At 60.7% G+C, this 22,290-nt stretch carries 21 protein-coding genes; 13 read left to right on the forward strand and 8 right to left on the reverse strand.

Annotation, left to right across the window (positions count from 1 at the left end):
- Positions 1 to 94 precede the first annotated feature (94 nt).
- Positions 95 to 880 (forward strand): class I SAM-dependent methyltransferase, encoded by a 786-nt coding sequence (locus tag QWJ46_RS13185; RefSeq protein ID WP_302751513.1) that lies wholly within the window; start codon positions 95 to 97, stop codon positions 878 to 880.
- A 303-nt stretch (positions 881 to 1,183) separates the two neighbouring features.
- Here QWJ46_RS13185 and moaA read toward each other — a convergent pair whose 3' ends face one another.
- On the reverse strand, positions 1,184 to 2,230 hold the full coding sequence (gene moaA, locus QWJ46_RS13190; RefSeq protein WP_302751514.1) for a GTP 3',8-cyclase MoaA: 1,047 nt from the start codon (positions 2,228 to 2,230) through the stop codon (positions 1,184 to 1,186).
- Between the two features lie 181 nt (positions 2,231 to 2,411).
- Here moaA and QWJ46_RS13195 point away from each other — a divergent pair, with 181 nt between their 5' ends.
- Both QWJ46_RS13195 and QWJ46_RS13200 read left to right on the forward strand, forming a co-directional pair.
- The gene (locus QWJ46_RS13195) at positions 2,412 to 2,786 is read left to right on the forward strand and encodes a DUF971 domain-containing protein (protein WP_302751647.1); all 375 of its coding nucleotides are present in this window, start codon (positions 2,412 to 2,414) and stop codon (positions 2,784 to 2,786) included.
- Between the two features lie 28 nt (positions 2,787 to 2,814).
- Positions 2,815 to 4,005, forward strand: coding sequence for a low temperature requirement protein A (locus QWJ46_RS13200; RefSeq protein ID WP_184459711.1), 1,191 nt, complete (start codon positions 2,815 to 2,817; stop codon positions 4,003 to 4,005).
- A 103-nt stretch (positions 4,006 to 4,108) separates the two neighbouring features.
- On the opposite strand, the gene QWJ46_RS13205 is transcribed toward QWJ46_RS13200, so the two are convergent.
- A complete protein-coding gene (locus QWJ46_RS13205; protein ID WP_302751515.1) occupies positions 4,109 to 4,576 on the reverse strand; it encodes a MarR family winged helix-turn-helix transcriptional regulator in 468 nt (155 codons plus the stop codon).
- Positions 4,577 to 4,623: 47 nt separating this feature from the next.
- Here QWJ46_RS13205 and QWJ46_RS13210 point away from each other — a divergent pair, with 47 nt between their 5' ends.
- Both QWJ46_RS13210 and QWJ46_RS13215 read left to right on the forward strand, forming a co-directional pair.
- Positions 4,624 to 5,598 (forward strand): alpha/beta hydrolase, encoded by a 975-nt coding sequence (locus tag QWJ46_RS13210; RefSeq protein ID WP_302751516.1) that lies wholly within the window; start codon positions 4,624 to 4,626, stop codon positions 5,596 to 5,598.
- A gap of 35 nt (positions 5,599 to 5,633) precedes the next feature.
- Positions 5,634 to 6,245, forward strand: a complete 612-nt coding sequence (locus tag QWJ46_RS13215; protein WP_302751517.1) for a pyridoxamine 5'-phosphate oxidase family protein — start codon at positions 5,634 to 5,636, stop codon at positions 6,243 to 6,245.
- Between the two features lie 297 nt (positions 6,246 to 6,542).
- Here QWJ46_RS13215 and QWJ46_RS13220 read toward each other — a convergent pair whose 3' ends face one another.
- Positions 6,543 to 7,610: a GGDEF domain-containing protein gene (locus QWJ46_RS13220; protein WP_302751519.1), complete on the reverse strand. Its 1,068-nt coding sequence runs from the start codon at positions 7,608 to 7,610 to the stop codon at positions 6,543 to 6,545.
- A gap of 471 nt (positions 7,611 to 8,081) precedes the next feature.
- Entirely contained in the window at positions 8,082 to 9,689 is a 1,608-nt protein-coding gene (locus QWJ46_RS13225; protein WP_302751521.1) for a fumarate hydratase, read from the reverse strand.
- Between the two features lie 246 nt (positions 9,690 to 9,935).
- Here QWJ46_RS13225 and QWJ46_RS13230 point away from each other — a divergent pair, with 246 nt between their 5' ends.
- Positions 9,936 to 10,763, forward strand: a complete 828-nt coding sequence (locus tag QWJ46_RS13230) for a VCBS domain-containing protein (protein ID WP_302751522.1) — start codon at positions 9,936 to 9,938, stop codon at positions 10,761 to 10,763.
- A gap of 178 nt (positions 10,764 to 10,941) precedes the next feature.
- On the opposite strand, the gene fumC is transcribed toward QWJ46_RS13230, so the two are convergent.
- Complete coding sequence (gene fumC, locus QWJ46_RS13235; RefSeq protein WP_302751523.1) at positions 10,942 to 12,333, reverse strand: class II fumarate hydratase; 1,392 nt, start codon at positions 12,331 to 12,333, stop codon at positions 10,942 to 10,944.
- Between fumC and QWJ46_RS13240 the strand changes: the two genes are divergently transcribed.
- Both QWJ46_RS13240 and QWJ46_RS13245 read left to right on the forward strand, forming a co-directional pair.
- Positions 12,332 to 12,667, forward strand: coding sequence for a hypothetical protein (locus QWJ46_RS13240; protein WP_302751525.1), 336 nt, complete (start codon positions 12,332 to 12,334; stop codon positions 12,665 to 12,667). The two genes, fumC and QWJ46_RS13240, sit on opposite strands and share 2 nt — an antisense overlap.
- A gap of 68 nt (positions 12,668 to 12,735) precedes the next feature.
- Positions 12,736 to 14,637, forward strand: coding sequence for a murein L,D-transpeptidase (locus tag QWJ46_RS13245; protein ID WP_302751527.1), 1,902 nt, complete (start codon positions 12,736 to 12,738; stop codon positions 14,635 to 14,637).
- Between the two features lie 294 nt (positions 14,638 to 14,931).
- On the opposite strand, the gene QWJ46_RS13250 is transcribed toward QWJ46_RS13245, so the two are convergent.
- Complete coding sequence (locus tag QWJ46_RS13250; RefSeq protein WP_302751528.1) at positions 14,932 to 15,636, reverse strand: HAD family hydrolase; 705 nt, start codon at positions 15,634 to 15,636, stop codon at positions 14,932 to 14,934.
- A 265-nt stretch (positions 15,637 to 15,901) separates the two neighbouring features.
- Between QWJ46_RS13250 and rpiA the strand changes: the two genes are divergently transcribed.
- From rpiA to QWJ46_RS13265, 3 genes are all read left to right on the forward strand, one after another.
- Entirely contained in the window at positions 15,902 to 16,600 is a 699-nt protein-coding gene (rpiA, locus tag QWJ46_RS13255; RefSeq protein WP_184459720.1) for a ribose-5-phosphate isomerase RpiA, read from the forward strand.
- A gap of 15 nt (positions 16,601 to 16,615) precedes the next feature.
- The gene (locus tag QWJ46_RS13260; RefSeq protein WP_302751529.1) at positions 16,616 to 17,191 is read left to right on the forward strand and encodes a DUF2059 domain-containing protein; all 576 of its coding nucleotides are present in this window, start codon (positions 16,616 to 16,618) and stop codon (positions 17,189 to 17,191) included.
- 94 nt (positions 17,192 to 17,285) lie between these two features.
- A complete protein-coding gene (locus QWJ46_RS13265) occupies positions 17,286 to 17,570 on the forward strand; it encodes an acylphosphatase (protein ID WP_184459722.1) in 285 nt (94 codons plus the stop codon).
- A gap of 40 nt (positions 17,571 to 17,610) precedes the next feature.
- Here the strand turns inward: QWJ46_RS13265 and QWJ46_RS13270 are convergent, their stop codons facing one another.
- Positions 17,611 to 17,844 carry a hypothetical protein gene (locus QWJ46_RS13270; protein ID WP_020921455.1) on the reverse strand — a complete coding sequence of 78 codons (234 nt, stop codon included), beginning with the start codon at positions 17,842 to 17,844 and terminating at the stop codon, positions 17,611 to 17,613.
- A 188-nt stretch (positions 17,845 to 18,032) separates the two neighbouring features.
- On the opposite strand from QWJ46_RS13270, the gene gor reads away from it, so the two are divergent.
- The gene (gene gor, locus QWJ46_RS13275; protein ID WP_302751531.1) at positions 18,033 to 19,418 is read left to right on the forward strand and encodes a glutathione-disulfide reductase; all 1,386 of its coding nucleotides are present in this window, start codon (positions 18,033 to 18,035) and stop codon (positions 19,416 to 19,418) included.
- A 6-nt stretch (positions 19,419 to 19,424) separates the two neighbouring features.
- Here the strand turns inward: gor and QWJ46_RS13280 are convergent, their stop codons facing one another.
- Positions 19,425 to 20,708 (reverse strand): pilus assembly protein TadG-related protein, encoded by a 1,284-nt coding sequence (locus QWJ46_RS13280; RefSeq protein ID WP_302751533.1) that lies wholly within the window; start codon positions 20,706 to 20,708, stop codon positions 19,425 to 19,427.
- Positions 20,709 to 20,895: 187 nt separating this feature from the next.
- Here QWJ46_RS13280 and QWJ46_RS13285 point away from each other — a divergent pair, with 187 nt between their 5' ends.
- Entirely contained in the window at positions 20,896 to 22,269 is a 1,374-nt protein-coding gene (locus QWJ46_RS13285; RefSeq protein ID WP_302751535.1) for a class II 3-deoxy-7-phosphoheptulonate synthase, read from the forward strand.
- The last annotated feature ends 21 nt before the right edge of the window (positions 22,270 to 22,290 follow it).

A 22,290-nucleotide genomic window follows, 5' to 3' on the forward strand; every position in this document is an offset into this window, starting at 1 on the left:
GAATAATGTCCGCAGGCATAAGAAATATGACTTTCTGAATCAAGTTATATGTTTTAGAGCATTTCCAAACTGATGCCATGCCGGGGTGCCTGCGATGAATTCCATGAACACGAACTACTCCATCCGCGACGAAATTCGCGATTTCTGGTCGGAACGGGCCAATACCTTCGACGAGAGCGTCGGCCATGAAATCTTTTCCGAAGCGGAACGGAAGGGCTGGCGGCGGCTGATCCGAAAGCATCTCGGCGAGGGGCAGGGGCGTGCGGCGCTCGATCTCGCCTGCGGCACGGCCGTCATCTCGCATCTGATGAATGATGCCGGCTTCAAGGTGACGGGGCTCGACTGGTCGGATGCGATGCTGGCGCAGGCGCGCGCCAAGGCGAAAAAGCGCGGCACCGATATCCGCTTCGTTTCCGGCGACGCCGAAAACACCATGGAGCCGAGGGACAGCTACGACGCCATCACCAACCGGCATCTCGTCTGGACGCTGGTGGACCCGGCTTCGGCCTTCAAGGAATGGTTTGCGGTGCTGAAACCGGGCGGCAAGGTGCTGATCGTCGACGGCAATATGGGCCGGGAAACCTGGGTCAAGAGCCTGCAGAAGTTTTGGACGAAGATGACGGGCAAGCCGGCGGCAAGCCATATGTCACCTGACATGATGGCGCGCCATCAGAAGATCCGTTCCCGCGTGCATTTTTCCCACGAGATGCCGGCCGAAGCGATCGTCGATCTTCTCAGTAAAGCCGGCTTTACGGATATCGTGGTCGATCGCAAGCTCGCGGATATTCACTGGGCGCAGGCGCGCAAGATGCCGTTCCTGCGCGGGCTGGAGCGGATGGTGCAGGAGCGGTTTGCGATTTGTGCGCGTAAGCCTGGGTGATTTGGGAGCACGGCATTGCGGCAGTTTCCTTCTTCTCCGCGGGGAGAAGATGCCCGGGAGGGCAAGGGAGCGAGTGCGCTGAGCGTTAGCGGAGGGCAATAGAGGGCGTGCCGTGTGGCCCCCTCATCTGCCTGCCGGCATCTTCTCCCCGCTGGGGAGAAGCGGAATCGCCGCAGCGCCTCGCGTCCCTCTAGAACTTAGTTGTGGAATGGCGGTCGTGCCGCCTGATCCCTTCTCCCCTCGGGGAGAAGATGCCGGCAGGCAGATGAGGGGGCCACGCGGCACGCCCACCTCACCAACTTATCACCCACCAGTGACACTCATATGCCGCGCCACCGCCGGTCTGTTATGCGTGCGGTCGATGATGAAGTCGTGGCCTTTCGGCTTGCGGGTGATAGCTTCGTCGATGCCGGCGTGGAGGAGGGCGTCGTCTTCCGTGGCGCGGAGTGCGGCGCGGAGATCGGCGGCGTCGTTCTGGCCGAGGCACATATAGAGCGTGCCGGTGCAGGTGAGGCGGACGCGGTTGCAGCTCTCGCAGAAATTATGGGTCATCGGCGTGATGAAGCCGAGGCGGCCGCCGGTCTCGGCAACCCTGACGTAACGCGCGGGGCCGCCGGTCTGGTAATCTATGTCGGTTAGCGTGAACTGACGTTCGAGATCGGCGCGCAGCTCGGAAAGCGGCAGGTATTGATCAGTGCGGTCCTCTTCGATCTCACCCATCGGCATGGTTTCGATGACGGTGAGGTCCATGCCGCGGCCATGGGCGAAGCGCAGGAGATCGGGCACCTCGGCATCGTTGAAATTCTTCAGCGCCACGGCATTGAGCTTGATTTTGATACCGGCCTTCTGGGCGGCGTCAATGCCTTCCATGACCTTATCAAAATCGCCCCAGCGGGTGATTTTGCGGAACTTGTCGGGATCGAGCGTATCGAGCGAGACATTAATGCGGCGCACGCCGCAATCATAAAGCTCGGCGGCATGGCGGGAAAGCTGCGAGCCGTTGGTGGTCAACGTCAGCTCATCGAGGCCGGAGCCGATCTTTTCACCGAGCTTGCGCACCAGATACATGATGTTCTTGCGCACCAGCGGCTCGCCGCCGGTCAGCCTGATCTTGCTGACGCCCTTGGCGATGAAGGCGGAACAGAGACGGTCGAGCTCTTCGAGCGTCAAGAGATCCTTCTTCGGCAGGAAGGTCATATTCTCCGCCATGCAATAGGTGCAGCGGAAGTCGCAGCGGTCGGTGACGGAGACGCGGAGATAGGTGACTGCCCGGCCGAAAGGGTCGATCATCGGATGTGCATCTGCCGTGAGCGGCGATGCGTTGCCTATCGTTCCCATTCTCTTATTCACCAATTCCTCCGCGGCGGGATTTGAAGCGCGCCAAGCGGGATGAGCCCGGTCTCAAGCGACATGTTTCTATTTGTGCATATGTGATTGCCGCGTCAAGGGAAACGGATTTCGCACACGCTAATTTGCGCTTGCCTCGAAAAAGCCGAACGCCTACTTCTCCAGGAGAAAGAGGATGATTGAGATGAGCGATATCTGGCCGAGCGAACTTCGCGTTTCAAAGGACCGGCAGCGGCTGGTGGTGACCTTCAACGACGGCCAGAGCTTCGACCTGTCGGCCGAACTGCTGCGCGTTCTGTCACCGTCTGCCGAGGTGCAGGGCCACGGGCCGGGGCAGAAGGTGACGGTGCCGGGCAAACGCAATGTCGCGATCATCTCGATGACGCCAACCGGCAATTATGCGGTGCGGATCGGTTTCGACGACCTGCACGATACCGGCATCTACACCTGGACCTATCTGCGCGAGCTCGGCGAACGGGGGGCGGAGCTGTTTTCAGCCTATGAGGACGAGCTCCGGGAAAAGGGCATGAACCGCGACACGGCGGAAAAGCCGCGCTGAATTTCAATTCATGGCCATCGGGGGACACATGGCGAAAGCGAATAGAAAGAACTGGCTGCGCGCCAAAGGCAGCGCCGCCGGCAGCAAGGTGACCTTCCTCGAACTGTTCTTCGACCTGGTCTTCGTCTTTTCGATCTCGCAGCTTTCGCATGCGCTTGCTGCCCATTATACGCCGCTGGGTGCTGCCGAAGCGGCGCTGATGACCTTCGCCGTCTGGTGGGTGTGGATTTTTACCGCCTGGGTGACGAATTGGCTCGATCCAGAGAAGATGCCGGTGCGCGGCATGCTGGTGGTGCTGATGATGCTCGGGCTGGTGCTTTCCGCCTCCATCCCCGAGGCCTTCGGCGACAAGGGACTGCTCTTTGCCGGCGCCTATGTGGCGATGCAGGTCGGACGCTCATTGTTTACGACCTATGCGATGACGCGCGTCGACCGGGCCAATACGCTGAATTTCGCCCGTATCACAAGCTGGCTAGCGGCGGCCGGTGTCTTCTGGATCGCCGGTGGCTTGCTCGAACACGAAGCCAGGCTGATTGCCTGGATGATTGCGCTGGCGATTGAATATGCCGGGCCAGCCGCAGGCTTTGCAGTGCCCGGGCTCGGCCGTTCGGTTCCAAGCGATTGGGACGTGTCCGGCGCGCATATGGCCGAGCGTTGCGCCCTCTTCGTTATCATCTGCCTCGGTGAAGCGATTCTCGTATCCGGCCGTACGTTTTCCGAACTGCCGATCTCAGGCCTGACGAGCATCGTCTTCGTCACCGGCTTCGTCGGCACGGTCGCTATGTGGTGGCTCTATTTCCGCTTCGGCCACGGGCGCGCCGCCCATCGCATCGAACATGAGGAAACGCCGGGAGCCTTGGCGCGACAGGCCTTCACCTATGGGCATATTCCGATCCTGGCCGGGATCATTGTGCATGCGGTGGCGGTTGAATTCATGTTCTCGCATCCGCACGAGACGGGCGATTTCGGCATTGCCGCGGCGGTGCTCGGCGGCTCCGGCCTGTTCCTCGTCGGCAATCTCTGGTTCAAGGGCGCGACCAGCGGCCAGATGCCGCTGTCGCATCTTGCCGGCCTCGTGCTGGTGATCCTGCTGGCCTTCGCAGCCCCGTTCATCGAGGTCTACCTGCTCGGCATTCTGGCGACGCTGGTGCTGATCATCGTCGCCGCCTGGGAATACCGCTCGCTGAGCGGCACATCGGCGGCGCCGTCGCTGCATTGAACCTCAAGCGCCTCGCATCGAACTTGGTTCATGCGAGGCGCTTGAGGGTCTTTTTATGCATGTCGTCCTTCCAAAACCGCTGCACACTTTTGGGTGACATGCATCAGTCATCGTCGCGCAGATCTTTCAGCAGTATGGCGATGATGCGCTCCATCGAGGTGGCGGTCGCCATGCATTGTTCGATCGGCTCGTCCGAGAGCGTGCGTTCGATGAGGTCGGTCTGGATCGCCATTGCCGCCTCGGTCACTTTGCGGCCTTCGCCGGTGAGATAAAGGCGCAACACGCGCTTGTCGCGCTCGTCGCCGCGCCGCTCGATCAAACCCCGTTGCTCCATCTGCGGCAGCAGCATACTCATATTGGAGCGGCCGACGAGGAGCTTGCGCGCCAGTTCCTGCTGCGAGATGGCCTCGAAGCGGTAGAGATTGACGAGGATATCGAGGTGCGGTGGCTTGATGTCGAGATCGGCAAGCGAGCGGGTCAGGGACTGCTGCATCAGCTGACAGGCGCGCGCCACCGCAATCCAGCTGCGAAAACGCGGATGATCCCAGGGTAGGGATTGATTTTTGTTCATCGTTGTACTTTATTGTTCAGTGTTGAACAGTCTTTTGGATTCCCACTATGGCAAATTTCGCGCTTGAGGTCACCCGCCTCGGATTCCGGCTTCTGCAGGCGATTTTGCCGCGGCTGGCGGGCAGGGCTGCATTCCTGCTGTTCTGCCGCACACCATCGCCACGGCCGAAGGGCGAGAAGGCGAAGGCGGCGCATGCGGCGGGCGCGGCACGGCTTGCCGGCGCCGAGTGCTTCGTCCTCAGGCTTGCCGGCGGCGCCAAAGCACATGCCTACCGGTTGAACGGCGGGGCACTCGGTCAGCGCAAGCGCTATCTCGTCACGCATGGCTGGGGCTCGAGCGCCGTCTACATGGCCGATCTCGTTTCGATGCTGGCGGCGACGGGTGCCGAGGTGATAGCGCTCGATTTTCCCGGTCACGGGCGCGCGGGCGGACGCTTCCTGCATATGGGACTTGCGGTCGAGGCGATTGCGGCGGCAGGCGAGCGGTTCGGTGCATTCGATGCGGCGATCGGTCATTCCTTCGGTGGCGCGGCGCTGATGGTCTCGGCGGCGGGCCTGATCCCGGATGCGGTGCCCGTTACCGGCGAGCGACTGGTGCTGATCGGCGCGCCGAGCGAGATGGCCTGGCTCTTTACCGATTTCGGCCGGATGGTCGGCCTTTGCCCCGTTGCCCAGGCCGCGCTGGAGAATGAGGCACATCGTGTCACTGGACGGAGACTCGGGGATTTCGACGCGAGCCATACGGCGGGCTCGATCGGCCGGCCGGTTCTGGTGATCCATGCCGAGGACGACAAGGAGGTGTCAGCGGACCATGCCCGGCGTTACGGCGCGGCGGGAAATCGAGTGCGGCTGTTCTGGGCAAACGGATTCGGTCACCGGCGCATCATCGGCGCGGCTCCCGTGCTTGGCGCGATCGCAGCCTTTCTCGAAGGCGGCGCAGGCGAGGAAGCCGGCGAACGCATCAAAAAAGATGGGGAGATCATTCCATTTTTTGAGCTTCCAGCGAGGCGCGCGGCATTGTAGCGTCCGGCCCATATCAAGCCGCGGCGGGACGCCTCATGAAAATCATCAGCAGCATCGAAGAGCTCAATACGATCTATGGCGCCGGCCTGTCGCAGGCCTCGGTCGACAAGGTGACCAAGCGGCTGACGCCGCTCTATCGTCAGATGATCGAGATCTCGCCCTTTGCCGCGCTTGCGACCGTCGGGCCGGAAGGGCTCGATTGTTCGCCGCGCGGCGATCTCGGCGGCGTGGTGCGCGTCGTCGACGACGAGACGCTGCATCTGCCGGACTGGCGCGGCAACAACCGCGTCGATTCGCTCTCCAATATCGTGCGTGATCCCAGGCTCGCGCTGATGTTCCTGATCCCCGGCTCGAATACGACGATGCGCATCAACGGCCGCGGCGTCGTCTCCAACGACGAGGCGCTGCTTTCTAGCTTCGAGATGGACGGAAAACATCCGCGCAGCGTCATCGTCATTTCGATCGACGAGGTCTATTTCCAGTGCGCGCGCGCCGTGATGCGGGCCGAACTCTGGAATGCCGAGCACTTTGCCAATCCCGCGGCGCTGCCGACGCCGGGCCAGATGCTGAAGGCCGCGGTCGAAGATTTCGATCAGGAAACGTATGATCGGGAATGGCCGGGGCGAGCGGCGAAGACGATGTGGTAGGGATGCCGAGAGGCTGTGATGGCGAGAGGTGGCCACGCACCTCTCCTCCCTCATTTCTGTGCTCGTCACAGGAATCCAGTGCGCCCAAGTCTTTGGGCGCGGGAGACTCTCTCCCCCGTAACAGTATTCACGGCGCGGACGCGCCGTGGCGGGATTCCTGTGACGAGCACAGGAATGAGGGAGGAAGCGGCTACCTCGCGCTCCTGATGTCGAGAAAGTAATAGCCGTGGAGTGAACCGGACAACAGCTGATGCCGTCATCTGGTGGCGACAGCGTGCTTATCATGAGGGTTCCGCGTCAGGCCTTGTAGATCAGCCAGCTCTTGCTGAAGTCCTTCTGCATGCCGTCCTGGTAGAGGACAATGCAGTTACGGCCGGCGTTCTTGGCACCGTAAAGGGCGATGTCGGTCTTGCTGTAGAGCTCGCCCGCATCCTCCGCATTCGAGGCCATGCAGATGCCGATCGAAACGGTGATCGGGCCGTAATTCACCCGGGTGCGGGAATTCTTGAACGGCGTGGTTTCCAGCGTGCGGCGGATGCGTTCGGCGATCGCCGTCACTTCCTCGGCTGTGTTGCCCTCGATGATCAGAGCAAATTCCTCGCCTCCGGCACGGGCGACGAAGACGTCTCGCCGGACATTGCTGCGGATGACGGAGGCGACGGTGGCGAGGATCTTGTCGCCGACGGGATGGCCGTAGGTGTCGTTTATCTTCTTGAAGTTGTCGATGTCGGCGAGCAGCAGGGCCGTTACCGGCCGCATCCCGGGATTGTTGAAGACCGCTGCAAGGCGGTCATCGAAGGCGCGGCGGTTGGAAAGGCGCGTCAGCGAATCGGTGTTGGCGATGCGCTTGTATTCGTCGAGTTCCTTGCGGACCTGGTCCATCTCCTGCGAACGCTGGACGACGTCCTCGACGGTGCGTTCGCCATGCGCCATGGTATCACCAGTCGCCTGGCTCAGAAGCTCGATGGCGCTTTCGATCAGTTCGACGCTGGCATTGCTTTTGGAGGTGATGCGCTTATGGGTCTCGCCGAGCAGCCTTGTATAGCTTTCGAGTGAACTCTGCTCCTGCCTCAGAATCCGCAGCAGACCGTCGAGTTCGCCCGATATGCGCGAATGGGCATCGTCGAAGACGCGTGCGGGGCTGCTGGTGAAATACTGCGCGCCCAGCGCATCGAGTTCGGCCTGTGTGGCTTGGCTGCCAAGGGCTGCGAGTTCGCGGGTGAGGGCGGGATTGGAGCCGATATAGGCCTCGTAGAAGAGTTCGTAATTGCGCGGTATCGGCGCAACGCCCATCGAGCGCATGGCATAGGTGATCTGACCCGCGACGTCGGGAACCTGCACCTTGGGCGCGACAGCCGTATTCATCCGGCGAACTCCTCATGTATTCAAAGGCAATATTTAAGTTGTTAGCTTAAATTTCTTGGGAAAAGATTAAAGCGACATATACCAAAGATTACATACGACAACTTCGCATCCGGACAATACTTCATGCAGGCCTATGATTTTCCATGGAAAAAGGTATCTTTGGCGGAACAGTGCATACCCGTTGTGCGGGAGCGGCGTTTAAAAAACTTACAGTTCTTTTTCTCGTTGGAGATCGTATTCATCTTGTCGACATCCGGTTTTGATCGTCTCCTATTTCCGCGTGAATGTTTCGGGATGATAATTTCCAGTGGTAAACCCGGTTGCTGCCAGAAAACCGGGGAGCGCCTCACTCCCATTGATGGTCGGCGGCTTGCACCCTCTTCTCCCCTGCGGGTGGCCTGAAGGGTCGGATGAGGGGGGCTGCACGGCACGCCGTTGATTGCCCTTGACCTCAATGGCCACGTCACCCAGTCACCCCAGGTTCAGCTCCTGGAAGAAATCATTGCCCTTGTCGTCGATGACGATGAAGGCGGGGAAGTCTTCGACCTCGATCTTCCAGACCGCTTCCATGCCGAGCTCGGGATATTCGAGTACTTCGACCTTGCGGATGCAGTCCTGGGCGAGGCGGGCGGCGGGGCCGCCGATCGAACCCAGGTAGAAGCCGCCATGTTTCTTGCAGGCCTCACGCACGGCGCGCGAGCGGTTGCCCTTGGCGAGCATCACCATCGAGCCGCCGAAGGACTGGAACTGGTCGACGTAACTGTCCATGCGGCCGGCCGTCGTCGGACCGAAGGAGCCGGAGGCATAACCGGCAGGCGTCTTGGCGGGGCCGGCATAATAGACCGGGTGATTTTTCAGGTAGTCGGGCATACCTTCGCCCTTTTCCAGCCGTTCGCGGATCTTGGCATGAGCGAGGTCGCGGGCGACGATGATGGTGCCGGTGAGCGAAAGGCGCGTCTTGACGGGATGCCTGGAGAGTTCGGCGAGCACTTCGGCCATCGGCTTGTTGAGGTCGATATGCACGGTCGATTCCGACAGTTTCGCCTCGTCGATCTCAGGCATGTATTTCGACGGGTCGGTTTCGAGCTGTTCGACGAAGATGCCGTCGCGGGTGATCTTGCCCTTGGCCTGGCGGTCGGCGGAACAGGAGACGCCGAGGCCGATCGGCAGCGAGGCGCCGTGGCGGGGCAGGCGGATGACGCGGACGTCATGACAGAAATACTTGCCGCCGAACTGGGCGCCGACGCCCATCTGCTGCGTCAGGTTGTGGATTTCCTTTTCCATTTCGACGTCGCGGAAGGCGTGGCCGCTCTCGGAACCTTCGGTCGGCAGCTCGTCGAGATAACGGGTCGAGGCGAGCTTGACGGTTTTCAGGTTCATCTCGGCCGAGGTGCCGCCGATGACGATCGCCAGATGGTAAGGTGGACAGGCTGCCGTCCCTAACGTCAGGATCTTCTCCTTAAGGAAGTCGATCATCCGGTCATGTGTCAGGAGCGAGGGCGTGCCCTGGTAGAGAAAGGTCTTGTTGGCCGAGCCGCCGCCCTTCGCGACGAAGAGGAAGTCGTAAGAGTCCGTGCCTTCCTCATAGATATCGATCTGAGCCGGGAGATTGTTCCTGGTGTTCTTCTCTTCGAACATCTTGATCGGCGCGAGCTGCGAATAACGCAAATTCTTCTTTTCATAAGCGTCGAGCACGCCTTTCGAAAGCGCCGCTGCATCACCGCCCTCTGTCCAGACCCGGCGGCCCTTCTTGCCCATGATGATCGCCGTGCCGGTGTCCTGGCACATGGGGAGCACGCCGCCGGCGGCGATATTGGCGTTCTTCAGCAGATCGTAGGCGACGAAGCGATCGTTGTCGGTCGCTTCAGGGTCGTCGAGGATGGCGGCAAGCTGCTTCAGATGGCCGGGACGCAGCAGGTGATTGATGTCGGCAAAGGCGGTTTCGGCAAGCAGCCGGATACCCTCGGGATCGACCGTCAGGATTTGCTGGCCCTTGAAACTGTCGACCGAGACGTAGTCGCTGCTGATCTTGCGATAGGGGGTGCCATCCTCGCCAAGGGGGAAGAGATCGTCAGCCATCCAAGTGACCTTTCTGCTGGGCGTGCGTCGCTAAATTGGAACCGGTCTAAATCTGCTGCGAAGCAAATGCAATTGGGAACGGCGGAGTCTGGAGCTGGGGCTATGTCGTGCCACATTTTGCAACCCGCCTGGCACACGCAATAAGAGAGCAGAAATCGACATCTGTCGCGAAACGGCCGACTTCAGGTTGCCTTCAACTGGAGCCCAGTTCATATTCCCGGCAGCGTTAACCTGCCGGGGCTTCCAATGACAAATGCAAAGCCAACTGCTGTCGACGACCTTCTCGTATTTTTCGAACATGACTGGATAAGGGGCGATCTGCTGCGCCTTGCCAGCGATCCCGAAGGAGCGAACATGTATGTTCGCTTCGTCAATGGCGTCCGCATCGACGCCAAACATGGGCCTGACCACGAAACGATCATTCAGGGCGAGTACGGAACCTTCAAAGTGAAACCTGACGGTCACTTCACATATGAGCTGGATTATACGCTCGACGTGGTGAAGAATTTGGGGAAGTACGATCAGCTCATCGAAAAGCTGAGTTACAAGATGTCCGACGGCTGGGGTGGCACGGATCTCGGCGTGCTGACGCTGGCGATCGACGGCGTCAACGAGGGCGAAAAATATCACGAAGTCCTGGATTTCGATGATATGGGCATCTTATCGAGGGCGGATAATTTCTCTCTCCCCAATTACCGGGGCTTTGCGCTCTCCGTGAACGGCAGCCACGACGTGACGCTTCTGAACGGCATCGTCTACGATACCATCCCGGGCGTCGACGCCATTACCGAGGACGGTTTCAGCGATACCGTTCTATCCCCGGGTTCGGCCCCCGTAAGCTTGAAAATGGTCGATGGCGGAGAGTTCACCTTTCAGAGCGTCTCGATCGCCGAATTGTCGACATCGCCCTTTCACCTGACCCTGACAGCCCTGAACGACGGCCAGATCGTCTATCAGCAGGAGCTCGAGGTCACCGGCCCCAGTATCGAGGCCGATATCGAAGACATCGAAGAAATCCGTTTCGACTTCATGGGCAATGCTGTCGTGATGGACAATTTTTCGTTGTTGGTTTGAGGCTTGTCTGGTGTGCCGTGTGTGTGCCCCTCACCCTAGCCCTCTCTCCGTTCTGACGGGGAGAGGGGACGTGCCCCGCGAGAGGTTGGCGAGGGACGGAGAGGTTGCGGCTATCTCCCTTCGCCCCGTTTACGGGGAGGTGCCGGCAGGCGGATGAGGGGCTGGTTTTCCGGCCCTTTTACTTCGGCCCGATCATCGTCTCCGGACGCACGATCGCGTCATACTCTTCCGATGTCACCAGTCCGCTGGCAAGCGCCTCTTCCTTCAGCGTTGTACCGTTCTTGTGAGCGGTCTTGGCGATTTTGGCGGCGGCGTCGTAGCCGATCTTGGGGGCGAGGGCGGTGACCAGCATCAGTGAGCGTTCGAGGCCGGCTTTGATGTTGTCCTCGCGCGCCTCGATGCCGACGACGCAATTGTCGGTGAAGGAAACGGCGGCGTCGGCCAGCAACTGCACCGACTGCAGGAAATTATAGGCCATCATCGGATTGTAGACGTTGAGCTCGAAATGGCCCTGGCTGTCGGCGAAAGTCAGCGCGGCGTGGTTGCCGAAGATGTGGATGCAAACCTGCGTCAGCGCTTCGCATTGGGTGGGATTCACCTTGCCGGGCATGATCGAGGAGCCGGGCTCGTTTTCCGGCAGCGCCAGCTCGCCAAGGCCTGCGCGGGGGCCGGAGCCGAGCAGGCGGATATCGTTGGCGATCTTGAAGAGGGCGGCAGCCGCCGCATTGATGGCGCCGTGTGAAAAGACCATGCTGTCATGCGAGGCGAGCGCTTCGAACTTGTTCGGCGCGGTGACGAAGGGCATGCCCGTGATATCAGCGATCTCCTCGGCGACCCTCTCAGCAAAGCCGACGGGTGCGTTGAGGCCGGTGCCGACGGCCGTGCCGCCCTGAGCGAGTTCGCAGAGACCGGGCAGGGTCATCTCGATGCGTTTGATGGCAGAGCCGAGCTGGGCGGCATAGCCGGAAAATTCCTGGCCAAGCGTCAACGGCGTGGCGTCCTGGGTATGGGTACGGCCGATCTTGATGATGTGGCTGAACTCGGTGACCTTCATGTCCAGGGCGGCATGCAGGTGCTTCAGCGACGGCAGCAGATGATGGGCGATCCGTTCGGCGCAGGCGATGTGCATCGCCGTCGGATAGGTGTCGTTCGACGACTGGCTCATATTGACGTGATCGTTCGGGTGCACCGGCTTCTTGGAACCCATGACGCCGCCGAGCATTTCTATGGCACGATTGGAGATCACCTCGTTGGCATTCATGTTGGACTGCGTGCCGGAACCGGTCTGCCAGACGACCAGCGGAAAGTGCTCGTCGAGCTTGCCGTCGATCACTTCCTGGGCGGCGTCGACGATGGCCTTGCCCAGCGTCGGATCGAGCTGGCCGAGCGACATGTTGGCGCGGGCGGCCGCCTGTTTGACGATGCCGAGCGCGCGGACGATCGACAGCGGCTGCTTTTCCCAGCCGATCTTGAAATTGCCGAGCGAACGCTGCGCCTGGGCGCCCCAATATCGGTCGGCGGCGACGTCGATTGGGCCAAAAGTATCGGTTTCGGTGCGGGTTGCGGTCATGAGCCTTGCCTTCCTATCACATGCTATTTTCTGGCATCTTCGAAAGATGTGGTCTTATAAGTTGGAAACCAGGGCAAGAAAACCGGATGCGGTGCGAAATATTGATGATCACAGTCATGTTTGTGCCTGCCAGGCGGCGTGCTTTTTCGGCCACGTTGGAAATTTTATGCATCGGCACGTTTTTGCCGTACTGGCCCGGCTGCGAAAATTCGGTAAAAAATTAACTAATAATTTCATAATTTTGTGTGAACTGCTGTGCGGCGCCGCGCAGGATTCCTCTCACATGAAATTAGTCCACCGGCGCTGGCGGCGAAGGCCGGTTTCTGATCAATGAGGCCCTACGCTGCTTGAGTTTCGCGGGATTTGAGCTGAGAACAGCATGACATCGGGACTGGAATTTATATGACGTTCGTTTTGAAAAGCGCGGTATCCGCATTGGCAGTTTCTTGCAGCCTGGCAATGATGGCCGCTCCCGCGCATGCCTATACGCTGATGGATATGCTGCGCGGCGACAGGCAGCGGACTCAGAGCACCATTTTCATGGATCAGATGCCGCCCGGGCGTGTGGCGCCGCGTGGCGGCGAAGGCGGATCGCTTGGCGGGCTTGACCCGGAGGCGCCGCTGCCGAAGGTGAGCGGTCCGCGTTATTACACCTACAAGACCGAAGCCCTGCAGTTCGTCGATACCAGCAAGTTCGCCGATCCCATCGTCACGGGTGCGGTTGCTGAGGTTTCGCCGGGGAGCGATTCCGAACCGGTGGTGCAGCGCCGCTTCCTGGCGCAGGCCAAGGTTCGCGCCAATGCCGACGTCGCCAAGGCGCTCGAAACCTATTACAGCGATGGCCGCAATCCACTCGTCTGGGTCGACGGCAACCAGATCAACGAGCGCGCCCAGTCGGCAATGGCGGCGCTGGCCGATGCGGCTTCCGTGGGCCTCGACCCTGCCGATTACGCCGTGCAGACGCCGGCGGTCGATCCGGCCAATCCCGATCCTGCCGCGCGCGACCGGGCACTGACGCAGTTCGAGCTGGAACTTTCGGCCAAGGTGCTCGCCTTCGTGCAGGACACGGTCCGCGGCCGCATCGATCCGAACAAGATTTCCGGCTATCACGATTTCCAGCGCAAGACCGTCAATCTTGCACCGGTGCTGAAGCTTGCCCGCATGAGCCCGAATGCCGGCGCCTATATCACCAGCCGTTCGCCCGATAGCCCACAGTTCGAGGCGCTGAAGGCGGAGCTTGCCAAGCTTCGCGCCGCCGATGGCAATGAGGAGCAGATCGTCATTTCGCTCCAGGGGCTGCTCAAACCCGGTGACAGCTCGTCCGAGATTGCCAATATCGTCAAGGCGCTGCAGAAGCACGGATCCGAGAAGCTGAAGACCGATCATGCGGCGACGTTCGCAGCTTACGCGGGCGGCAGCGACTATTCGCCCGAGATCGTCTCGCTGGTCGAGGACTTCCAGAAAGAGCACGGCCTGAAGCCCGATGGTGTCATCGGCCAGGCGACGGTGCGCGCCATGACTGGCGGCGATACCAATGCCTCGAAGATCGACAAGCTCGTCGTCGCCATGGAACAGGTGCGCTGGCTGCCGGAAGATCTTGGTTCACGCTACGTCATGATCAATCAGCCGGCCTACATGGCCTACTACCACAATGACGGCAAGGAACAGCTGTCAATGCGCGTGGTGGTCGGCGGCAAGAACAACCAGACCTATTTCTTCAACGACGAGATCGAGACGGTGGAGTTCAACCCGTTCTGGGGCGTGCCGCAGTCGATCATCATCAACGAAATGCTGCCGAAGCTGCGCTCGGATCCCAACTACCTCGATCAGCTCGGTTACGAGGTTGAGGTGAATGGCCATGCCGTCGCCTCGTCCAGCGTCGACTGGTACGGCTCGACAGCAAATGTTTCGGTGCGCCAGCCGCCAAGCAGCGATAATGCCCTCGGCGAACTGAAGATTCTGTTCCCGAACAGCCACGCGATCTACATGCACGATACGCCCTCGAAGAGCTTCTTCAAGCGCGATATGCGGGCACTGAGCCACGGCTGCGTGCGCCTTGCCAATCCGCGCGCGATGGCAGCCGCCGTGCTCGGCACGACGGCCGACGATGTCGCCAGGCAGATCGCCAGCGGCCAGAATCATGCGGTGAAGGTGCCGCAGAAGATCCCGGTCTACGTCTCCTATTTCACCGCTTGGCCGAACAAGGATGGCGTGGTGGAGTATTTCGACGACGTCTACGGCCGTGACGCCTATGTCGACAAGGCTTTCGATGCGACGACGAAGGCGCGTGGGGCGCAGATCTGACGCCTAATTTGTGGTGGTTTTGACGGGCGGTCTTTGGGCCGCCCGTTTTGTTTTTGGGGCGTCTGCGTGCAATATGAGGTTAGGATCTGCCGTGTGGCCGCCTCATCCGGCCCTGCGGGCCACCTTCTCCCCTCTGGGTAGAAGGGGAAACCAGCGGCGCACGCCTTATAAATCTGAGACGTTTTAGTTGGCGCAGAGCATCAGAGGCTTGTCCCTTCTACCCAGCGGGGAGAAGGTGGCGGCAGCCGGATGAGGGGGCCGCAACTGCAGGAGCATCGGCGAAGTGGCCACTCCTCAGACAGCAACCTTGGCCGCAGAACCCTTCAGCAAACCTTCCACCAATTCCGGCGTTAGTTCATCGTAATGGGTGATGATGACATCCGGATCGAGGCTTGAAACCGGCACATCCGAGTAGCCGAAAGGCACTGCAATCGACGGCACGGCGGCGTTCCTGGCCACGGCGATATCGTTGATGCTGTCGCCGATCATCACGGTTCGGGAAATATCGCCGCCGGCGCGCTCGATGGTGCCGGTGAGGTGACGGGCGTCGGGTTTGCGATATTGGAAGGTGTCGCCGCCGGTGACGGCTTCGAAATAGTGGGCGAGTTCGAGCTTGTCGAGCAGACCGAGCGCGAGGCTCTCCATCTTATTGGTGCAGACGGCGAGGCGATAGCCGGCGGATTTCAGGCGGTTCATCGCGGCGACCAGACCGGGATAGGGTTCAGTATGGCCGGGCATATTGCCTGCATAATGGGCGACGAAGCGTTCCACCAGTAGCGGCAGGCCGTCTTCCGCGAGCGAATGGCCGCGCAGCCGGCAGGCGCGCTCGATCATCACCCGCGCCCCCTGGCCGACGAGATGGGTGAGGTCGTCATAACTGACCGGTTCGAGGCCGAGGGCTGCGATCGTATGATTCAGGCTTTCGACGAGATCGGCATGGGTGTCGAGAAGGGTGCCGTCGAGATCGAAGACGACGAGCGGGGCGGGGGCAGGGGTCAAGGATTTGCCTCTTTGTGCGATGGGCGTCTTGCGAGCGGCGTCGATGGAACGACGCATCATTCCTGGGAAAGACGCGTCACTCCCGGAATGACGATATCCTTCCTGAGGTAGGCGATCGCGGGACGGAAAGCAACGGCCTGAGGATTACCGGGAGGCCGCAGGCGTTTGTTTCGGCTTTTCATTTTCCGTGATGATTTTGACTTTCGTTTGCCAGGCGAGCCGTGTAAACAGCACATCCAACGCAATAATTCGGAGCTGGCGGCGCATGGATGCGCGCGAAATGAAGATCAAGGCCGCCGAGGCCGCGCTCGCCCATGTCGAAAGCGGGATGCGTCTCGGTATCGGAACTGGGAGTACAGCGGAAGAATTCGTTCGCCTGCTGGCGGAGAAGGTCGCGGGCGGCTTCCAGGTCGAAGGTGTTCCGACATCCGAACGAACGGCGCGGCTCTGTGTCGAGCTCGGTGTTCCGCTGAAATCGCTTGACGAGCTGCCGGCGCTCGATCTGACGGTTGATGGCGCCGACGAGGTCGATCCGGCGCTCAGGCTGATCAAGGGTGGGGGCGGCGCGCTGCTGCGCGAAAAGATCGTCGCTGCCGCGTCGCAGAGGATGATCGTCATCGCCGACGAGAGCAAGCTGGTCGAAACACTCGGCGCTTTCGCGCTGCCGATCGAGGTCAATCCGTTCGGTCTCGTCTCGACGCGGATCGCCATCGAAAAAGTTGCCGCCCGGCTCGGCCTTTCCGGCGAACTCAACCTGCGCCAGTCCGGTGACGGAGAGTTTACCACGGACGGCGGCCATCACATCATCGATGCATCTTTTGGCCGCATTCCTGATGCAGAGGCGCTTTCGAGCGAGCTGAATTCCATACCCGGCGTCGTTGAACACGGACTCTTTATCAATATGGCGGCACTTGCGATCATCGCCGGTTCTGCGGGTGCGCGCACGCTGCAGGCAAACAGATAACAGGAGCATACACTCATGATGAACATTGCAGGTCTTGGCCGTCTCGCCGCTGCGACCCTCGTTCTCTCCGGGCTTGCCTTCGGCTCCGCCGTCAAGGCGCAGGAGGTCTCCGAGGAGCAGCTCAAGGCGTCTCGTGCCGCGATCGACGCCATCGGCGCCACTGCCCAGTTCGACAATATCCTGCCCGGCCTCGCTGAGCGCCTGAAGGCCGGCCTGATCCAGGATTCGCCGAATTATCAGGACATCATTTCATCGACGGTCGACGCGCAGGCGCTGAAGCTGGCGCCGCGCCGCGGGGATCTCGAAAAGGAGGCGGCGCTCACCTATGCCAAGGCTTTCACGGTCGACGAGCTGAAGGCGATTGCGGATTTCTATAATTCGGACGTCGGCAAGAAGCTGCTGCGCGACGGTCCGGTCGCCTCCCGCGAAACGGCCAAGGCTGCCGACATCTGGGCGCAAGGCATTTCGCGAGACCTGGAAAAGCAGAGCAATGCCGAACTGTCCAAGGTCATCAAGGCGCCGCCGCCGGCAACCGAGAGCCCAGTGGCTCCGGCACCCGCTCCAGCGCCGGCCCCGGCTGCCCAGAAGTAAGGGCTGCCTCCGCAGATTTGCAAAAGCCCGGCATCGTCCGGGCTTTTTTGTTATGATGGACCCGGCAATAGCGGCTAGGTTTTGGTGAGGCGATATGTCCGATCATGACGAGGCGGTGCGAGTGCGAATATCGGGCAGGGTCCAAGGTGTCGGTTTTCGCATGTGGACACGCGATGAGGCGCTGCGGCTCGGCGTAACGGGTTGGGTGCGCAACGAGGCGGACGGATCCGTGTCCGCCTTGATCGCTGGAGCGGATAGCGCGATTTCGACAATGATCGAGAGTTTGAGGCGCGGACCTGCAGGGGCATCGGTCTCAAGCGTCGAGACGGAAGCGGCTCAGCTCGAGAATATGCCGAGGGATTTCCACATTACCGGCTGAGAGCGGCAAATCCTCGAGAGAGAAAACACGGCATGGGCGGTCAGCCCCAGTCCTTCGAACTCTTGGCCAACTGCCATACGCCAGTCTCATCCGGCTCTACGCGCTTGTTGCCGCGGTAGAAGATCGGCAGCCCTGTTTTCTTGTCCATGGCAAAGCGGCTTGGTGTGAATTTCTCGCCCTCGTGGCCCTGGATGGCGAGGTTGAGCGCTTCCTTGAACTTGCCGGCCCTGCACAGGTTGGCGAAGAGAGTTTGATCCATCTTTTGCTCCGGCATCCTTTCAGTCTCGTGCATTGCCTGCCAGCCTCTGCCGACAGGGTCAACCGTAAACGGTGACCGAGGCGACTTCCGATCAAGATTCGGCAATGGAGTACGGGAAGACGCAGGAGCAGGGCTTTTGTTTTCATGATGATCGCCCCTATATCAGGAACGTCCTTCCTGCGATTCCCCTTCCGGAGCTTCTCATGTCTTCCTATGATTACGACCTTTTCGTCATCGGCGGTGGTTCCGGAGGCGTGCGCGCTGCGCGCGTCGCCGCCTCGCTCGGCAAGAAGGTGGCGATCGCCGAGGAATATCGCTACGGCGGAACATGCGTCATCCGCGGCTGCGTGCCGAAGAAACTCTTCGTCTATGCTTCGCAATTCCACGAGCACTTCGAGGATGCGGCGGGTTTCGGCTGGACGGTCGGCCGAAGCAGCTTCGACTGGAATAAGCTGGTGGCTGCCAAGGATGCGGAGATCGCGCGGCTGGAAGGCCTCTACAAGAAGGGGCTCGCCGGCGCCAATGCCGAGATCCTGGAAACGCGTGCTGAACTCGTCGATGCCCATACGGTGCGGCTCATGAAAACAGGGCAGACGGTGACGGCTAGGACGATCGTGATCGCCACCGGCGGACGCCCGAACCCGCATGTCGCGCTTCCCGGACACGAGCTTTGCATTTCTTCCAACGACGCCTTTCATCTCGAGGAACTGCCGAAATCGATCGTGATCGCAGGCGGCGGTTACATCGCCGTCGAATTCGCCAATATCTTCCATGGCCTCGGCGTGGCGACGACGCTGATCTATCGCGGCGCCGAGATCCTGTCCCGCTTCGACGAGGATCTAAGGCGGGGGCTGCACGAGGCGATGGTCGCCAAGGGCATCCGTATCCTCTGTCATGACACGCTGCAGCAGGTTTCGAAGACTGACGATGGGCTGGTGCTGGAGACGCTGAACAGCGGCACGCTGCAGGCCGATGTCGTGATGCTTGCGCTCGGGCGCGATCCGAATACGGAAGGCCTCGGCCTCGAGGCAGCCGGCGTCGCCATCGACGAGCGCGGCGCCATCATAGTCGATGATTATTCCCGTACAAACGTCGAAAATATCTATGCTCTCGGTGATGTCACCAATCGGGTACAGCTGACGCCGGTGGCGATTCACGAGGCGATGTGCTTCATCGAGACCGAGTACAAGAACAATCCGGCCCGGCCGGACCATGACCTGATCCCCACCGCCGTCTTCTCACAGCCCGAGATCGGCACCGTCGGCCTGTCGGAAGAGGAGGCGGGCAAGCGTTATGGCGAGCTCGAAGTCTACCGGGCCCAGTTCCGGCCGCTGAAGGCGACGCTTTCCGGCCGGTCCGAGCGGATGATCATGAAGCTGATCGTCGATGCGGCGAGCCGCAAGGTGGTGGGGGCTCATATTCTCGGGCACGATGCCGGCGAGATGGCGCAGCTGCTCGGCGTCACGCTCAAGGCCGGCTGCACCAAGGACGATTTCGACCGGACGATGGCGCTGCACCCGACCGCGGCCGAAGAGCTCGTCACCATGTATGCGCCGAGCTACCGCATCCGTGATGGGCAGCGCCTCTGAGCACTGTTAACTGGTGATGCGCGGCGCGCGGATGACTTTGAGGAAAAGCGCTTTCATCGCGTCGGCGATGCCGTCGGTCGGCGTGACTTCGAAATAAAGGCCGGGCGAGGCGCAGGCCTGCATTTTCGTCGGTATCTCGCTCTGGAAGGGCTTGATCCAGGTGTTGTACCAGTTGTTGCTGGGCAGCGGCAGGTAAGTGGTATAGAGCACGGCGATCTTGACGCCGCGGTCCTTCAGCGGCTTGCAGAAAGACGTGTCGATCGGCTCCTGGCAGCGACCGCCGGTCGTCTTCTTGGTACATGTCGAGGGCTTGTAGCTGTCGCCGACGCCGTCGGCGACGAAAAACAGGATTTTTTCGGGGCTGATATTCGAGGTTCCGTCGCCCGCGGGGTCGATGATCGTGTTGATCTGCGTCATCGCGCTGTCGAAGCTCGTGAGCTGGTCACTGTTGTAATTCTGGTAAGGAATTGTCATCAGGTCGACCGCGTCGGTATAATTCTTGACCTTTGTCAGGTCGGAGGTGAGGCCGGAAATCGTCGTCAGCTTCGCGTCCTCGGCCTTGGTGCCGAAAGTGTAGACACCCATTCGAAACTGATCGCTGCTGACGCGCTCGGCCTTGGCCGTATCGGTCAGCGCCTGGGTGGCCTGGCGAACCACGTCGATGCGCATGGTGACGCCGAGGCTCTTGGCTATGGTGTAGTTGTTGGTGCTCTGGTCCATCTGGTGACAGGCGAAAGCGCAGCCGGTCTTGGCTTGCAGCTTTGAAACGTCGGTTGCGGTCGCGCCGACGCCCATGGAAGGCGTGTTGTCGAGCAGGATGTAGAAATCCATGAAGGCGGCAGTCTGGTATTCGGCTGTCGCCGTGCCGGAGATGGCGATCGAATCCCGGCCAAAAATGCGCATGAAGGTCGTCGGCACGGTCGCGGTGAAGGAAACCTGCGAGTTCAGCTTATTGGCGGTTTTGGTGACGTCGATGCCGAGATCGATTTGAATGTCGGTCAGCTCACCCGACGTTTGAGAGATGAAGATGTTGCGGGCGTCGGTCTTGCCAAGCGAGACCGTGCCGTTGCCGTTCATTGTCATTGCGGCGGCGACCGCGCCGGATTTTTCGGCGATCGAACCGACGGCCGCAGCATCGGCGGCGGCGTAGAGCTGCGTTCTCAGGCTCAGTGCGTGGGCCACATCCACCGCCATGCCGGCCGCACCCACGAGCGGCACCATCAGCAATGCCGTCATGATGCCGAAATTGCCCGAGCGGTCCAATATGAAGCCGGGCGGAAGGATCGCCATGACATGTCCTCGAGTTGAAACTCCTTCAGCTTCTACATGCAAAGTCTGAAATATGGGGAAATCGACATGGTATATGCTGGTTTAAAGCTTCCGGTGATTGGCCTTTGCAAGCTTGATCTAAAGGTCTATAAGCCGCCGGATATTAAGACAGGGCATCCGAGGAATGGATGTGAGTGAGGTTGGTAAAATGGCAGAGAACTGGACTCCGAGCAGCTGGCGGCAGAAACCGATCCTGCAGGTTCCCGAATATCCCGATGCAGCCGCTTTGGCGGCAACAGAGGCCACTCTCGCAAGCTATCCGCCGCTCGTCTTCGCAGGCGAAGCGCGCCGCCTGAAGAAGCATCTCGCCAATGTCGCTGAGGGCAACGGTTTTCTGTTGCAGGGCGGCGACTGCGCCGAGAGCTTCGCCGAACACGGCGCCGACAACATCCGCGATTTCTTCCGCGCCTTCCTGCAGATGGCCGTCGTGCTGACCTTCGGCGCGCAGCTGCCGGTCGTCAAGGTCGGCCGCATCGCCGGCCAGTTCGCCAAGCCGCGCTCGTCCAATGTCGAGAAGCAGGGCGACGTGACACTGCCCGCCTATCGCGGCGACATCATCAACGGCATCGAATTCACCGAGGAGTCGCGCATTCCGAACCCGGAACGCCAAGCCATGGCCTATCGCCAGTCGGCCGCGACGCTGAACCTTCTGCGCGCCTTTGCGATGGGCGGCTACGCCAACCTCGAAAACGTGCATCAGTGGATGCTCGGCTTCGTCAAGGACAGCCCGCAGGGCGAGCGCTACCGCAAGCTGGCCGACCGTATCAGCGAGACCATGGATTTCATGAAGGCGATCGGGATCACCTCGGAAAACCACCCGAGCCTGCGCGAAACCGATTTCTTCACCAGCCACGAGGCGCTGCTGCTCGGCTACGAGGAGGCGTTGACACGCATCGATTCCACCTCCGGCGACTGGTATGCTACGTCAGGCCACATGATCTGGATCGGCGACCGCACCCGCCAGGCCGACTATGCGCATGTCGAATATTGCCGCGGCATCAAGAACCCGATCGGCTTGAAATGCGGCCCGTCGCTGCAGGCCGACGATCTGCTGCAGCTGATCGACATCCTGAATCCGGGCAACGAAGCCGGGCGCCTGACGCTGATCTGCCGCTTCGGTCATGAAAAAGTCGCCGAGAACCTGCCGCGCCTCATCCGCGCTGTCGAGCGTGAAGGCCGCAAGGTCGTCTGGTCCTGCGATCCGATGCACGGCAATACGATCACGCTCAACAACTACAAGACCCGTCCCTTCGAACGGATCCTGTCGGAAGTCGAAAGCTTCTTCCAGATCCACCGCGCCGAAGGCACGCATCCTGGCGGCATCCATGTCGAGATGACCGGCAAGGATGTGACGGAGTGCACCGGCGGCGCCCGCGCCGTCACCGCCGACGACCTGCAGGACCGCTACCACACGCACTGCGATCCGCGCCTCAACTCCGACCAGGCGCTCGAACTCGCCTTCCTGCTTGCCGAGCGCATGAAGGGCGGCCGCGACGAGAAGCGCATGGTCGCCAACGGCTGAGAACAGCTCGAAACTGATGAA

The organism is Rhizobium sp. CBN3 (assembly GCF_030518245.1).
Classification (GTDB): Bacteria; Pseudomonadota; Alphaproteobacteria; order Rhizobiales; family Rhizobiaceae; genus Rhizobium; species Rhizobium aethiopicum_A.

Excerpts from the sequence above, each read along its gene's own strand:
- QWJ46_RS13215 (WP_302751517.1), top strand. The coding sequence starts at position 5,634 with ATGAAAATCATCAGCAGCATCGAAGAGCTCAATACGATCTATGGCGCC.
- QWJ46_RS13185 (WP_302751513.1), top strand. The coding sequence starts at position 95 with ATGAATTCCATGAACACGAACTACTCCATCCGCGACGAAATTCGCGAT.
- QWJ46_RS13265 (WP_184459722.1), top strand. The coding sequence starts at position 17,286 with ATGTCCGATCATGACGAGGCGGTGCGAGTGCGAATATCGGGCAGGGTC.
- gor (WP_302751531.1), top strand. The coding sequence starts at position 18,033 with ATGTCTTCCTATGATTACGACCTTTTCGTCATCGGCGGTGGTTCCGGA.
- QWJ46_RS13280 (WP_302751533.1), bottom strand. The coding sequence starts at position 20,708 with ATGGCGATCCTTCCGCCCGGCTTCATATTGGACCGCTCGGGCAATTTC.
- fumC (WP_302751523.1), bottom strand. The coding sequence starts at position 12,333 with ATGACCGCAACCCGCACCGAAACCGATACTTTTGGCCCAATCGACGTC.
- QWJ46_RS13230 (WP_302751522.1), top strand. The coding sequence starts at position 9,936 with ATGACAAATGCAAAGCCAACTGCTGTCGACGACCTTCTCGTATTTTTC.
- QWJ46_RS13210 (WP_302751516.1), top strand. The coding sequence starts at position 4,624 with ATGGCAAATTTCGCGCTTGAGGTCACCCGCCTCGGATTCCGGCTTCTG.
- QWJ46_RS13260 (WP_302751529.1), top strand. The coding sequence starts at position 16,616 with ATGATGAACATTGCAGGTCTTGGCCGTCTCGCCGCTGCGACCCTCGTT.
- QWJ46_RS13240 (WP_302751525.1), top strand. The coding sequence starts at position 12,332 with ATGAGCCTTGCCTTCCTATCACATGCTATTTTCTGGCATCTTCGAAAG.
- QWJ46_RS13205 (WP_302751515.1), bottom strand. The coding sequence starts at position 4,576 with ATGAACAAAAATCAATCCCTACCCTGGGATCATCCGCGTTTTCGCAGC.
- QWJ46_RS13220 (WP_302751519.1), bottom strand. The coding sequence starts at position 7,610 with ATGAATACGGCTGTCGCGCCCAAGGTGCAGGTTCCCGACGTCGCGGGT.
- QWJ46_RS13285 (WP_302751535.1), top strand. The coding sequence starts at position 20,896 with ATGGCAGAGAACTGGACTCCGAGCAGCTGGCGGCAGAAACCGATCCTG.
- rpiA (WP_184459720.1), top strand. The coding sequence starts at position 15,902 with ATGGATGCGCGCGAAATGAAGATCAAGGCCGCCGAGGCCGCGCTCGCC.
- QWJ46_RS13270 (WP_020921455.1), bottom strand. The coding sequence starts at position 17,844 with ATGCCGGAGCAAAAGATGGATCAAACTCTCTTCGCCAACCTGTGCAGG.
- QWJ46_RS13245 (WP_302751527.1), top strand. The coding sequence starts at position 12,736 with ATGACGTTCGTTTTGAAAAGCGCGGTATCCGCATTGGCAGTTTCTTGC.
- QWJ46_RS13200 (WP_184459711.1), top strand. The coding sequence starts at position 2,815 with ATGGCGAAAGCGAATAGAAAGAACTGGCTGCGCGCCAAAGGCAGCGCC.
- QWJ46_RS13195 (WP_302751647.1), top strand. The coding sequence starts at position 2,412 with ATGAGCGATATCTGGCCGAGCGAACTTCGCGTTTCAAAGGACCGGCAG.
- QWJ46_RS13225 (WP_302751521.1), bottom strand. The coding sequence starts at position 9,689 with ATGGCTGACGATCTCTTCCCCCTTGGCGAGGATGGCACCCCCTATCGC.